At 71.0% G+C, this 13,202-nt stretch carries 14 protein-coding genes; 12 read left to right on the top strand and 2 right to left on the bottom strand.

Going from position 1 to position 13,202, the window contains the following annotated elements; genetic code table 11:
* Positions 1–214 precede the first annotated feature (214 nt).
* A complete protein-coding gene (locus Pme01_RS29160) occupies positions 215–1,513 on the bottom strand; it encodes a D-arabinono-1,4-lactone oxidase (RefSeq protein ID WP_168113490.1) in 1,299 nt (432 codons plus the stop codon).
* A 290-nt stretch (positions 1,514–1,803) separates the two neighbouring features.
* On the opposite strand from Pme01_RS29160, the gene Pme01_RS29155 reads away from it, so the two are divergent.
* The 9 genes from Pme01_RS29155 (at position 1,804) to Pme01_RS29115 (ending at position 9,745) form a co-directional block, all read left to right on the top strand.
* Positions 1,804–2,352, top strand: coding sequence for a TetR/AcrR family transcriptional regulator (locus tag Pme01_RS29155; protein ID WP_168114031.1), 549 nt, complete (start codon positions 1,804–1,806; stop codon positions 2,350–2,352).
* Positions 2,353–2,441: 89 nt separating this feature from the next.
* Complete coding sequence (locus Pme01_RS29150) at positions 2,442–3,335, top strand: Rossmann-like and DUF2520 domain-containing protein (RefSeq protein WP_168113489.1); 894 nt, start codon at positions 2,442–2,444, stop codon at positions 3,333–3,335.
* Positions 3,332–4,162, top strand: coding sequence for a pantoate--beta-alanine ligase (gene panC / locus Pme01_RS29145; protein ID WP_168113488.1), 831 nt, complete (start codon positions 3,332–3,334; stop codon positions 4,160–4,162). The genes Pme01_RS29150 and panC overlap by 4 nt, the downstream gene beginning before the upstream one ends.
* Positions 4,162–4,590 (top strand): aspartate 1-decarboxylase, encoded by a 429-nt coding sequence (gene panD, locus Pme01_RS29140; protein WP_168113487.1) that lies wholly within the window; start codon positions 4,162–4,164, stop codon positions 4,588–4,590. The genes panC and panD overlap by 1 nt, the downstream gene beginning before the upstream one ends.
* 48 nt (positions 4,591–4,638) lie before the next feature.
* Positions 4,639–5,535, top strand: coding sequence for a septum formation family protein (locus Pme01_RS29135; RefSeq protein WP_168113486.1), 897 nt, complete (start codon positions 4,639–4,641; stop codon positions 5,533–5,535).
* A gap of 24 nt (positions 5,536–5,559) precedes the next feature.
* The gene (locus Pme01_RS29130; protein ID WP_168113485.1) at positions 5,560–6,423 is read left to right on the top strand and encodes a septum formation family protein; all 864 of its coding nucleotides are present in this window, start codon (positions 5,560–5,562) and stop codon (positions 6,421–6,423) included.
* A gap of 26 nt (positions 6,424–6,449) precedes the next feature.
* Positions 6,450–8,117: an L-aspartate oxidase gene (locus Pme01_RS29125; protein ID WP_168113484.1), complete on the top strand. Its 1,668-nt coding sequence runs from the start codon at positions 6,450–6,452 to the stop codon at positions 8,115–8,117.
* Positions 8,114–8,974, top strand: a complete 861-nt coding sequence (gene nadC / locus Pme01_RS29120) for a carboxylating nicotinate-nucleotide diphosphorylase (protein ID WP_168113483.1) — start codon at positions 8,114–8,116, stop codon at positions 8,972–8,974. Before Pme01_RS29125 ends, nadC begins: the two co-directional genes overlap by 4 nt.
* 6 nt (positions 8,975–8,980) lie before the next feature.
* Positions 8,981–9,745, top strand: coding sequence for a type III pantothenate kinase (locus Pme01_RS29115; protein WP_168113482.1), 765 nt, complete (start codon positions 8,981–8,983; stop codon positions 9,743–9,745).
* A 26-nt stretch (positions 9,746–9,771) separates the two neighbouring features.
* On the opposite strand, the gene Pme01_RS29110 is transcribed toward Pme01_RS29115, so the two are convergent.
* Entirely contained in the window at positions 9,772–10,509 is a 738-nt protein-coding gene (locus Pme01_RS29110; RefSeq protein ID WP_168113481.1) for a class I SAM-dependent methyltransferase, read from the bottom strand.
* A gap of 74 nt (positions 10,510–10,583) precedes the next feature.
* Between Pme01_RS29110 and lysS the strand changes: the two genes are divergently transcribed.
* From lysS to Pme01_RS29095, 3 genes are all read left to right on the top strand, one after another.
* Entirely contained in the window at positions 10,584–12,089 is a 1,506-nt protein-coding gene (gene lysS / locus Pme01_RS29105; protein ID WP_168113480.1) for a lysine--tRNA ligase, read from the top strand.
* Positions 12,090–12,173: 84 nt separating this feature from the next.
* Positions 12,174–12,524: a histone-like nucleoid-structuring protein Lsr2 gene (locus tag Pme01_RS29100; protein WP_168113479.1), complete on the top strand. Its 351-nt coding sequence runs from the start codon at positions 12,174–12,176 to the stop codon at positions 12,522–12,524.
* Positions 12,525–12,898: 374 nt separating this feature from the next.
* Positions 12,899–13,202, top strand: a 304-nt coding sequence (locus Pme01_RS29095) for a Clp protease N-terminal domain-containing protein (protein WP_275408583.1), incomplete at its 3' end; no start/stop codon positions are given.

The following is a 13,202-nucleotide window of genomic DNA, read 5'->3' as shown; positions in this document are numbered from 1 at the left end:
GTGATCCAGACTGTGCGGGCGACGTCGCTGCTATCCACGAACCGGAGGCAGCGACGTCGCCCAAACTGTGATGCGATACCCACCGTCTGTGGATAACTCCGCATCGCCTGTGGGCAACCGCCAGCCGGCTGTGAATAACCGCCTGTCCCAGGTGTGCGCGACGCTGTGGATAACCGGATCACGTTGTGGATAACCCGATCCGGCTGTGGAGAACTCAGCCGAGAACCCGATCGAGGTACTCGTTGGCGAACAAGCGATCGGGGTCGAGCTTGTCGCGGACGGCGCGGAAGTCCGCGAACCGGGGGTAGGCCGAGGTGAGGTAGGCCGCGTCCCGGTAGTGCAGCTTCCCCCAGTGCGGCCGCCCGCCCAGGCTCGTCGCCACCGCCTCGAACCGCTTGAAGTACTCCTCGTACGGCATCCCCACGTACTGGTGGATGGCGATGTACGCGGAGTCCCGCCCGTACCCGTGGGACAGCCAGAGGTCGTCGGCGCCGGTGAAGCGCACCTCGACCGGGAAGACCACGGCCGACGGCAGCGAGTCGACGATGCGCCGCAGCTCGGCGAGGGCCGGCCGTAGGGCGTCCCGGGGCAGCCCGTACTCCATTTCCACGAAGCGCACCCGCCGGGGCGTGCAGAACACCTCGTGCGAGGGGCCGGTGTACGTCCGCGGTGCGAGCGCCCACGACGAGACCCGGCTGATCGTCGGTACCGTCCGGGGTGCGGCCCGACCCAGCCGGCAGGCGGCGGCGAAGACCCGGTTGGACAGGAACTCGTCGTCGAGCCAGCCGCGCCACCGGGCGAGAGGCTCGTCGTCGGCGGCGACCCGGTTGTTGCGCTTGAGCTGTACCCGGTCGGTGTAGGGGAACCAGTAGAACTCGACGTGATCGTTCAGCCCGACCAGCGAGTCCAGGTCGGCGAGCACGGACGGCAGCGGCGCCGGTTGCTCCGAAGCCCGCAGCGTGAACGCGTCCACGCAGCGCAGCGTCAACTCGGTGACGATGCCGAGGGCGCCGAGGTTGACGGCGGCCGCAGCGAACACTTCCGGCGACGACGACCGCGAGCACCGCAGGACCTCGCCGGTGCCGGTGACGATCTCGATCGCCTCGACGAACGTGGAGAGGCAGCCGAAACGGCCCCCGGTGCCGTGGGTACCGGTCGCGAGCGCACCCGAAATCGTCTGGGTGTCGATGTCGCCCAAGTTGGGTAGCGCCAGCCCATGAGTGGCGAGCGCCACGTTGAGCCGGTGCAGCGGCATACCGGCCTGCACCGTGACGAGGCGGGCGGCGGCGTCGACGGAGAGGAGCGAGGAGAGAGCTCCGAGTTCGACCCGTACGCCCGTGGTGGCGGCCGCCGCGGTGAAGGAATGACCGCTGCCCACGGCCTTGATCCGCAGGCCATCGGCGGCCGCGGCGGACACCGCGGCCACGACGCCGTCGCGTTCTGTCGGGAAGACGACACGGCTAGCGGTGCTCGACGCGGTACCCGACCAGTTAGACCATGAGATGTACGTCACATCTGGAGTGAATACTCTTCACGTATAGCGCAGTCAACGGGGTCCGCCGGGCGGTCAGGGGTTGGGAAGGGCCGCCCACGGGTGAGAGGGCGGCGACGCGGCCGGTGGGGGACCGGACCGCGTGGATCCACGCCATACCCGAGACGTGGTGGACCGATTCGAGGTAACGAGGGGGGTGCACGTCAGTGGCGACACCGACAACCGCCAGGCGGACGACCGATCGGGCTCGAGCCGATGGCCCGCTGCGCCGCGTGCCGGTGCAGGGACGCAGCGTCGCGCGAGTGGCCCGCATGCTCGACGCCTGCGCCGAGCTCGTGGACGAGCTGGGGTACGACGGGCTGACCACGACCCTGCTGGCGGAGCGCGCCGGCGTGGCGATCGGCTCGGTGTACCAGTTCTTCCCGGACAAGCGCGCCGTCGTCCAGGCGCTCACCATGCGCAATCTCGAGGCGTACCTGCGGCAGCTGGGCGCGCGGATCGCCGAGGAGCGGTCGGCGTACTGGTGGGACACGGTCGACGCGGCGATCGACGAGTACATCTCGATGCATCGCACGACCCCGGGCTTCCGGACCCTCCACTTCGGCGACGTGGTCGACATCCACCTGCTCGACGACGAGCGCGACAACAACTCCGTGATCGTCGAGCAGCTCGCCGCGCTGCTGGTCGAGCGCTTCGGTATCACGCCCGGGGCGGAGCTCGAGTTCGCCCTCAGCGTCGCGGTGGAGACGGCCGACGCGCTGATCCGGATGGCGTTCCGGCGCGACCAGGTCGGAGACCCCCTGGTGATCGAGGAGGCGAAGGCCCTGATCCGGGACTATCTGCACCGACATGTGAGGTAAGTGGCGCGTGCCACATGTGCTGTCGGTGATTCCTTGCGGCAGCGCATACTTGCGGCGACCGGTACCCCACTGGTGAGGACTGGATCGTCATGACTGCATCGCCACTCACTGTCGGCGTCGTCGGCGCGGGTCGCGTCGGCGCGGTCCTCGGGGCCGCCTTCGCCGCCGCCGGCCACGAGGTCGTCGCCGCCTCCGGCGTATCGGCCGCTTCCCGGGACCGGATCGCCCACCTACTTCCCACCGCCGCGGTGCTGCCCGCCGACGAGGTCGCCGCCCGCGCCCGGCTGGTCATCGTCTCGGTACCCGACGACGTGCTCGCCGCCCTCGTCGCCGGCCTGGCCGAGACGGGGGCGCTGGGCGCGGGGCAGGTCGTCGCCCACACCTCGGGCGCGCACGGCCTCGGCGTACTGGCCCCGGCCGTCGTCGCCGGCGCGGCGCCGCTCGCGCTGCACCCCGCGATGACCTTCACCGGTACCCGGCTCGACCTGGACCGGCTGCGCGAGGGCGTGAGCTTCGGCGTCACGGCGCCGGCGGACCTGCGCCCCCTCGCCACCCGGATCGTGGCAGACCTGGGCGGGATCGTGGAGTGGATCTCCGATGAGCGCCGGGCGCTCTACCACGCCGGGCTCGCACACGGCGCCAACCACCTCGTGACCCTGGTCAACGAGGCGATGGACCGGCTGCGCGACGCCGGCGTCGCTGACCCGGCGCGGGTCCTGGACCCGCTGCTGCACGCGGCGCTGGACAACACGCTGCGGCTGGGCGACTCGGCGCTGACCGGCCCGGTGTCGCGCGGGGATGCCGGTACGGTCGCCCGCCACCTGGCGACGCTCGGCGAGACCGCTCCCGAGTCGGTGCCCGCGTACCTGGTCCTGGCCCGGCGTACCGCCGACCGCGCGATCGCGGCCGGCCGGCTGCGCGCCCGCGACGCCGAACCGCTGCTGGACGTGCTGGTCGGGAACCGTGAGGAGGCGGCGGCATGAGCCCGGTCGTGGCGCGCACCCGTGCCGAGCTGAAGGCCGCGCGCGCCGGGATGGGCGGCGTGGTCGGCGTGGTCATGACCATGGGTGCGCTGCACTCCGGGCACGCCGGTCTGCTGCGCGCCGCCCGCGAATCGTCCGACCACCTGGTGATGACGCTGTTCGTCAACCCGCTCCAGTTCGGGCCGAACGAGGACTTCGACCGGTACCCCCGGACCTTCGAGCGCGACCTGGAGATCGCCGCCGCCGAGGGGGTCGACGTGGTCTTCGCGCCCACGGTCGACCAGATGTACCCGCACGGCGAGCCGTCGGTGCGCGTCAACCCCGGCCCGGTGGGCGAGATCCTCGAGGGCGCGAGCCGCCCCGGCTTCTTCCATGGCGTGCTGACCGTGGTCAGCAAACTGCTGCACCTGACCGGCGCCGACGTCGCGTACTTCGGCGAGAAGGACTACCAGCAGCTCACCCTGATCCGGGCGATGGTCCGCGACCTCGACCTGGACGTCGAGATCCGCGGCGTGCCGACCGTACGCGAGCCGGACGGCCTGGCGCTGTCCAGTCGCAACCGGTACCTCTCGGACGCCGAGCGGCGGATCGCCCTGGCCCTGTCGCGTGCCCTGCGGGCGGGCGCGCAAGCCGCGGCGGACGGCGAGGGCCCCGAGGCGACACTCGCCGCCGCCGACAAGGAGCTCGACGGTCCGGAACTGGACTACCTCGTGCTCACCGACCCCGACCTGGGGCCACCCCCCGAGCACGGCCCGGCGCGACTGCTCGTCGCCGCCCGGGTCGGCACCACCCGTCTCATTGACAACATCCCGGTGGAGATTCGTTGATGTTCAGTCGCACGATGCTCAAGTCGAAGATCCACCGTGCCACGGTCACCCAGGCCGACCTGCACTACGTCGGTTCGGTGACCGTGGACGAGGACCTGATGGACGCGGCCGACCTGCTCGCGGGCGAGCAGGTGGCGATCGTGGACGTGACCAATGGGGCCAGGCTGGAGACGTACGTGATCCCCGGCCAGCGGGGCAGCGGCGTGATCGGCATCAACGGCGCCGCCGCCCACCTGGTACACCCCGGTGACCTGGTCATCCTCATCTCGTACGCGCAGATGGACGACGCGACGGCGCGCAGCTACCAGCCGCGCGTGGTGCACGTCGACGCCGACAACCGGGTGCTGGAGCTGGGGTCGGACCCGGCCGAGGCGGTCGAGGGGATGGTCGACGGCCTGCGCCGTAGTGATCTCGCGGCGACGCACTGAGTCGCCTATGCTCCCCCAATTGGGACATTTGCCGCGGGGGGAGTAAGGGTGCGAAAAGCGTTCGTCGCCTCGGTCCTGGTGGCCGCCACGGCGCTGGCCCTCGCCGGCTGCGGCGGTGGCAACCCGCCCGGGGTCGACGGCAACCTGACCGACAACTGGCCCGCGATGCCGGCGCCGAGCGTCCCGGTCCCGGCCGCCTCCGCCTGCTACGACGTCGACAACCCGGCGCCAGGGCAGGCGCCGCTGCCGGCGCCCGTCGGCTGCGCGGCCAGGCACAGCCTGGAGACGATCCACGTCGGTACCTTCGCCGCCGCCGACGCGCCGCCCGGTGACGGCGACCCGGCGCTGCGGCGGGCGTACACCGACTGCTCCGACTCCGCGCGCCGGTACCTCGGCGGCGACTGGCGTACCGCCCGTACCGGTCTGGACCTGGTCGTACCAACCGCCGCGCAGTGGTCGGGCGGCGCCCGGTGGTACCGCTGCGACGCGGTCGAGTTCGCCGATCTCGACTCGTACCGCGTGGTGGCCCGCGAGGGCAGCCTCAAGGGCGGCCTGAGCGGCCCGCGGCCGCTTGCCCTCGGCTGCTTCAACGTCACCGCCAAGGGCCAGGACGTCGGCGCGATGGCGCCGGTCGACTGCGCGACGGCGCACAACGGCGAGTTCGTGGGCGTCTGGGATGCCCCGGCGGGCCCGTACCCGGCCGACGCCCACCAGCTCGAGCAGGCGCGGCTGGACGGGTGCCGTGGCGTGATCGCGGCCTACACCGGCGTGCCCGACGACGACAAGGTGCGCTACCGGGTCGGCCAGATCACGTACGGCTTCGGCAAGGCCGACTGGGACCTCGGCAACCGGGGTGCGCGCTGCTACCTCTGGATGGAGAACAAGACCTTCACCTCGTCACTGAAGGGCGCCGGTCCGGGGGCTCTGCCGATCAATTCCGGGTGATCAGGGGTCGGGTACCCTCCCGGGGTGCGCAAGCCCTTGATCGGCCTGACGGTCTTCGTGGTCCTGGCCGCCCTCGTCGCGGGCGTCGGCTACTGGCTGACCCGCCCGGACGAGGTCAGCGCGGAGCGGCCCGAGGGTGCCCCGGCGGCCGGCTCGTGCTGGAACGTCAACGAGAAGGTCGCCGAGACCGCGTTCCCCTGGCCGGGGGCGCCGGTGGACTGCGCCGTGCCGCACACCGCCGAGGTCTTCTTCGTCGGCCAGGTCGACCGCCGGTTGGCGGCCAAGGCCGCCCGCGCCAACGGCGACGAGGCCAAGCTCCAGCAGAACCTGATGTACGCGCAGGCGCGGCGCGGCTGCACCTCGCTCGCGTCGGCGTACCTGGGCGGCGACTGGCACACCGCCCGGGTCCAGGTCGTGGCCGACTGGATCAAGCCGGCCAGCACCGGCTTCTTCGGCTGCGCACTGGTACAGGCGGCGGCCCCGGCGAGCAAGCGGTTCGTCGGCCGTACCGCGAGCCTTCGCGGGGCGGGAAAGGGCGGCGGCCTGGAAATCGGCTGCGTGGCCCGCGACGGCGGCGGTGAGATGACGTACGTACCGTGCGAGGAGCCGCACGAGGGCGAGTTCGTCGGCACGTACCGGATCACGCCCCCGGACGCCCCGTTCGACGCCGAGAAGGTACGGGCGACCGCGACGTCCGGCTGCACCCAGGCGGCCACCGCGTACCTCGGGGGCAGCCGCGGCGACCTGCGCTCCGGCTACGTCGGCCCGACCACCGCGAGCGACTGGCTCGGCAGCGACCAGACGTACGCCTGCTACGCCCTGACGACCGGCGCCGCCAAGCTGCGCGGCTCGCTCAAGGGCGTGGGTACGGGACCGCTGCCGCACTGATCGGTTACGTGATGTTCACTGTCGGGGTGGATCTGCCGACCCTTCCCGTACTCCCGACCCGACTAGAGGCCCCGCAGCCCGGCTGGTCGGAGAGTACGGACGTGGTCGTGGTCGGCTCCGGCGTCGCCGGGCTCACCGCGGCCCTGCACCTGCGCGAGGCCGGGCTGCACGTCACTGTCGTCACCAAGGTCAACATCGACGACGGCTCCACCCGGTGGGCCCAGGGCGGCATCGCGGCCGTGCTCGACCCGTACGACACGCCGGCCGCGCACGCGCAGGACACCCTGGTCGCCGGGGTCGGCCTCTGCGACCCCGCCGCCGTCGACGTGCTCGCCAACGAGGGGCCGGTGAGGGTACGGGAGCTGATGCGCTGGGGCGCGGAGTTCGACCGCAACCCGGACGGCTCCCTGATGCTCACCCGCGAGGGTGGCCACCACGCCAACCGGATCGTGCACGCGGGCGGCGACGCCACCGGCGCGGAGGTGCAGCGGGCGCTGCACGCGGCGGTACGCCGGGATCCGTGGATCCGCCTGGTCGAGCACGCCCTCGTCCTCGACCTGCTGCGCGACGCCGCCGGCCGGGCCTGCGGCGTGACCCTGCACGTGCTCGGGGAGGGCACCGACGACGGTGTGGGCGCCATCCTGGCCCGCGCCGTCGTCCTGGCCACCGGCGGCATGGGCCAGATCTACGCGGTGACCACCAACCCGGTCGTGTCCACCGGCGACGGCGTCGCGCTCGCGCTGCGGGCCGGCGCGGCCGTCACCGACCTGGAGTTCGTCCAGTTCCACCCGACCGCCCTCGTCGCGGCGCCGGCCGCGACCGGTGAGCCGGCGACGGCCGTCGATTCGGTTCAGCAGCCGCTGGTCAGCGAGGCGCTGCGCGGCGAGGGGGCGTACCTGCGCGACGGCGACGGCAAGCGCTTCATGGAGGGCCAGCACGAGCTGGCCGAGCTGGCACCGCGCGACATCGTCGCCAAGGGCATCCACCGGGTCATGCTGGCAGAGGGGTCCGGCAACGTCTGGCTCGACGCCCGGCACCTGGGCGCGGGCTTCCTCGCCGACCGGTTCCCGACCATCGTGGCGAGCTGCCGGGCCGCCGGTATCGACCCGGCGACCGACCTGATCCCGGTGGCGCCCGCCGCGCACTACGCCAGCGGCGGGGTCCGGACCGACCTGCGCGGCCGTACCTCGATCCCCGGCCTGTACGCGTGCGGCGAGGTCGCCTGCACGGGCGTACACGGCGCGAACCGGCTCGCCTCCAACTCGCTGCTGGAAGGGCTGGTCTTCGCCCGCCGGATCGCCACCGACCTGGCCGTCGACCTGCCTGCGCAGACGGAGCCGGTGTCCGACAATGTCCGAGAGTGGTCGGTGAGCCCGGCCGTCCGCCCGCGGCTCCAGCTCGCCATGAGTCGCGGCGCGGGCGTGCTGCGCAGCGCGGACTCGCTCGACGAGGTCGCGGCCACGCTCACCGCTCTGGGCGCCGAACGGGCCCGGCCCAACACCGCGAGCTGGGAGGCGACCAACCTGGTCACCGTGGCCAGCGCCGTGGTCGCCGCCGCCGCGGGCCGCCGGGAGACGCGCGGCTGCCACTGGCGCGACGACTTCCCCACCGCGTTCGAGGAGTGGCGCGGGCACCTGCTCGCGACGGTGACCGACGCCGGCGTACTGACCGAGGACTGGGAGTCGATGGCATGAACGTTGACTGGTCGAAATCGGCTGAGGTCCGTGAGATTGTGCGGCGTGCGCTCGCCGAGGATCTGGGGCCTTCCGGGTTGGACGTGACGAGTCTGGCCACCATTCCGGCGGACCAGACCGACACCGGTGACCTGGTCGCCCGGGCCGACGGCGTGGTGGCCGGGCTGGACGTGGCCGCCGCCGTCTTCGACGAGGCCTCCGCCGGTACCGTCAAGGTCTCGATCAAGGCGTCGGACGGCGCGCGGGTGACGCGAGGGGACGTGCTCGCCACGGTGGCCGGACCGACCCGGGCGATTCTCACCGCCGAGCGCACCGCGCTGAACCTGCTGTGCCGGATGTCCGGGGTAGCCACCCACACCCGGGCCTGGGCCGACGCCCTGGCCGGCACGAAGGCCCTCGTCCTCGACACCCGCAAGACCACGCCCGGCCTGCGGGTCCTGGAGAAGTACGCGGTACGCGCCGGCGGCGGCACCAACAAGCGGATGGGCCTCTACGACGTCGCCATGATCAAGGACAACCACAAGCTGGCGGCGGGCGGGCTGACCGACGCGTACCGGCTGGTGCGCTCGGCCTTCCCCGACGTGCCGATCCAGGTCGAGGTCGAGACGGTCGCCGAGGCGGTGGAGTCGGTCGAGGCGGGCGCGGAGTTCCTGCTCTGCGACAACATGTCGCCCGCCCTGCTGCGCGAGGTGGTGGCGGCGGTGGGCGACCGCGCCGAGCTGGAGGCGACCGGCGGCCTCACCCTCGACCAGGCTCGTGAGTACGCCGAGACGGGCGTCGACTACCTTTCGGTAGGGGCGTTGACGCACTCCTCGCCCATCCTCGACATCGCCCTGGACCTGCGCCCCCGGAGTTGACCGTCCGTGCTGCTCTGTATCGACATCGGAAACACCAACACTGTTCTCGCCACCTTCGAGGGTGAGAAGCTGGTGCACTCCTGGCGTACCAAGACCGACGCGCGGGACACCGCCGACGAGCTGGGCCTGCTCTACCGCGGCCTGCTCGCGGGCGACGCGGTCCAGGTCACCGGGATAGCCGCCTGCTCGACCGTACCGGCGTCGCTGCGCTCGCTGCGGACGATGCTCGGCCGCTACTACGCGGACATCCCGACGGTGATCCTGGAGCCGGGGATTCGTACCGGCGTCTCGCTGGTCTTCGACAACCCCAGGGAGGTCGGCGCCGACCGGGTGGCGAACACGCTCGCGGCGTACACCCTCTACGGCGGCCCGGCGATCGTGGTCGACTTCGGCACCTCCACCAACTTCGACGTGGTCAGCGCGAAGGGCGAGTTCCTGGGCGGGGTGCTCGCACCGGGCGTCGAGATCTCCGTCGACGCGCTCGCCGCCCGCGCCGCGCAGCTGCGCAAGGTCGAGCTGGTCAAGCCGCCCCGGGTCATCGGCAAGAACACGGTCGAGGCGCTGCAGTCCGGCGTGGTGTACGGGTTCGCGGGCCAGGTGGACGGCATCGTGCGGGGCATCATCTCCGAGCTGGGCTCGGTGGAGGCCGTGGTCGCGACCGGCGGGCTGGCCCCGATCGTGATCGGGGAGTGCAGCACGATCACCCACCACGAGCCGATGCTCACCCTGATCGGCCTGCGGATGATCTACGAACGCAACGTCGCCGCCTGATCGCTTGATCGTCACCGCCTTGATCGTCAAGAGGCGCGTCGGGCCCGGAAGGCGTACGTGACGTACGGCAGGTCGAACTCGTCGCGCCCGGCCAGGTCGGGGTGGGTGGCGCACAGCTCGCGTACGGCGGTGTCGACCTCGGCGCGCCTGGCCGGGGCCGCCGTCAGGTAGAACGACCTCGACCGCACCAGTTCGAGCAGCGTCTGTGGGGTCTGCCTCACGGCGTGCCGGAAGGTCGCCTGCTCCAGCGGGGTGAACAGCGGCCCGAGGGGCGCGACCTGCACCCCGGAGCTCTGGTCGTCGTCGACGATCTCTGAGAGCGCGGCGATCCACGGCACCTGGTCGTCGCGGTCGTTCCACAGCGGCCCGAACACGCCGCCGGGCTTCAGTACCCGGGCGATCTCCGCGTGCGCCCGCTCGTGGTCGAACCAGTGATACGCCTGGCCGGCGACCACGGCGTCCACCGAGGCGTCCGGCAGCGGAATCGCCTCGGCCGAACCGTCCAGGGCGTCCGGGGCGCCGCCGGTCTCGCCCAGCCTCCGTCGCATGCCCGGGTCCGGCTCCACCGGGATCGGCTCGTACCCGATGCCCACCAGTTGCCGGGTCAGGATGCCGGTACCGGCGCCCAGGTCCACCACGGTCAGGGGCCGGTCGCCGAGGATCCACCGGATCGCCTCGATCGGGTACCGGGGGCGGACGCGATCGTAGAGATCGGCGGCCGGTCCGAAGGACCGCGCCTGTGCCTGCCTTGCCGAGGCTTCCATGGCTAGGAAAATAGCGGCTGCGACGTTGAGTAGGCTCGGTGACGACGTACGTCCCGAACACAAAAGGAATTCCGGTGACCGAGCAGCCCGTGCCCATCGATGCCGACGACGACCTGCCGGAGCAGATGCGGGTACGCCGGGATAAGCGCGCCCGAATTCTGGAAAGCGGCCGCGAACCGTACCCGGTGAGCTTTCCGCGGACGACGAGCCTTGCGGAGATCCGGGAGCGCTTCGGCGACCTGCCGACCGACACGGCCACCGGCGAGAAGGTGGCGGTCACCGGCCGGGTGATCTTCATCCGCAACACCGGGAAGCTGGCCTTCGCCACCCTGCGCGCGGGCGACGGTACGGAACTGCAGGCCATGCTCTCGCTGGACCGGGTCGGCCAGGAAGCCCTGGACGAGTGGAAGCGCCTGGTCGACCTCGGCGACCACGTCGGGATCGCGGGTGAGGTGATCACCAGTCGCCGTGGCGAGCTTTCCGTGCTGGCCGACCGCTGGGAGATGACCGCGAAGGCGCTGCGGCCGCTGCCGGTCGCGCACAAGCCGATGAGCGAGGAATCGCGGGTACGCCAGCGCTATGTCGATCTGATCGTGCGGCCCCAGGCGCGCGAAACCGTGCGGACAAGGGCGACGGTCGTTCGCAGTCTGCGCGAGTCACTGCATGGCCGTGATTATCTTGAGGTCGAAACGCCCATGCTCCAGCTGCTGCACGGTGGTGCGGCGGCCCGCCCCTTTGTCACTCATAGCAACGCTCTGGATACGGATTTGTATCTTCGTATCGCGCCGGAGCTTTACCTGAAGCGCTGCGTGGTCGGGGGTATCGAGCGGGTCTTCGAGATCAACCGAAACTTCCGCAACGAGGGCGTGGACTCCTCGCATTCGCCGGAGTTCGCGATGCTCGAGGCCTACCAGGCGTACGCCGACTACAACACGATGGCGACGCTGACCCGGGAGCTCGTACAGGAGGCCGCTTACCGGTTGAGCGGTTCGCACGTGGTACGGCACCACGACGGCCAGGAGTTCGATCTCGGCGGCGAGTGGCGCGAAGTGACGCTATACGGCGCGCTTTCCGAGGCGGCGGGGGAAGAGATCACCGTCGAAACGTCGATGTCCCGGTTGGTGGAATTGGCGACCAAGCACGACCTTCCGGTCGACTCGAGGTGGGGCCCCGGAAAGCTGGCCGAGGAGCTCTTCGAGTACCTGGTCGTACCCGGCCTGATCGCTCCGACGTTCGTGCGCGACTACCCCGAGGAGACCAGCCCGCTGACCCGCGCCCACCGTGAGGTGCCCGGCCTGACCGAGAAGTGGGACCTCTACGTGCTCGGCTTCGAGCTGGCGACCGCGTACTCGGAACTGGTCGACCCGGTGGTCCAGCGCGAGCGGCTGCAGGCTCAGTCGTTGCTGGCGGCAAAGGGTGATCCTGACGCCATGCAACTCGACGAGGACTTTCTGCGGGCGATGGAGTACGGAATGCCCCCCGCCGGCGGTATGGGCATGGGAATCGACCGCTTGCTGATGGCCCTGACCGGTCTCGGCATTCGTGAGACAATCCTGTTTCCACTGGTACGTCCTGAGTAATTCTCCACACCCGTTGACGCTGTGCCGGTTTGTTGCGTTATTGTTTTTGGCTACAAGCGGTGGGCACTTTCGGAGGGAATACTCGTGGCCAAGCGAACTATCCACGTGCTGGTCGACGACCTGGATGGCGGTGACGCCGACGAGACCGTCAAGTTTTCGATCGACGGCATTCAGTACGAGATCGACCTGTCGACGAAAAACGCCGGCAAGATGCGCGAGGCCTTGGCGCCCTATGTCTCCGCCGGCACGAAGGTCGGCCGGGGCGGTGTGCTGGCCGGTGGCCGCTCCGCGGGTCGCGTCCGCGGCGGTGGCGCCGACCGCGACCAGAACCGGGCGATCCGGGAGTGGGCGCAGAGCAAGGGGATCAAGGTCTCCGACCGCGGCCGCATCAAGCAGGAGATCGTCGACCGGTACAACGCCGAGGCCGGCCACTGAGCCGGTAGCTGGACGCCCCACGCGGCGGCGAGCCCGCGTGGCGGTGCGGTGCGTGCCGCCGACCCGGCGTCGCCTGACATCATGATCTAAATCGGGCCCCCCGGCCTTCCGCCGGGCGGGCCCGATTTCGCTCTGCGCGTAGCGCCTCTGCCTGCGGGAACACCCGCTCCAGTGCGTCTGTTGTGCTCTTACGTCGCGTAACCAGCCATTTTCCGGGGTACGAGTCCGGTTGCCGACGCGTCCGGCGGGTCCTGCGTATGGGCGCACCGGCTGGAACCGTCGCCCCGCGGCGATAGAGTAAGTGCACGGTCACGTCGGATCTCGTCTGGTCGACAGCCAGGTGCGACGGCGGCACGGCACATGAGGGAGCAGGAATGTTCGAGCGGTTCACCGACCGAGCACGACGGGTTGTTGTCCTGGCGCAGGAAGAAGCCAGGATGCTCAACCACAACTACATCGGCACGGAGCACATCCTGCTCGGCCTCATCCACGAGGGTGAGGGCGTGGCGGCCAAGGCTCTCGAGAGCCTCGGCATCTCGCTGGAGGGTGTGCGGCAGCAGGTCGAGGAAATCATCGGCCAGGGCCAGCAGGCGCCCAGCGGGCACATCCCGTTCACGCCGCGTGCCAAGAAGGTCCTGGAGCTCTCCCTTCGTGAGGCGCTCCAGCTCGGTCACAACT

Source organism: Planosporangium mesophilum, assembly GCF_016863255.1.
In the GTDB taxonomy this organism is placed as follows: Bacteria; Actinomycetota; Actinomycetes; order Mycobacteriales; family Micromonosporaceae; genus Planosporangium; species Planosporangium mesophilum.
This window is presented reverse-complemented; position numbering and strand designations above follow the sequence as displayed.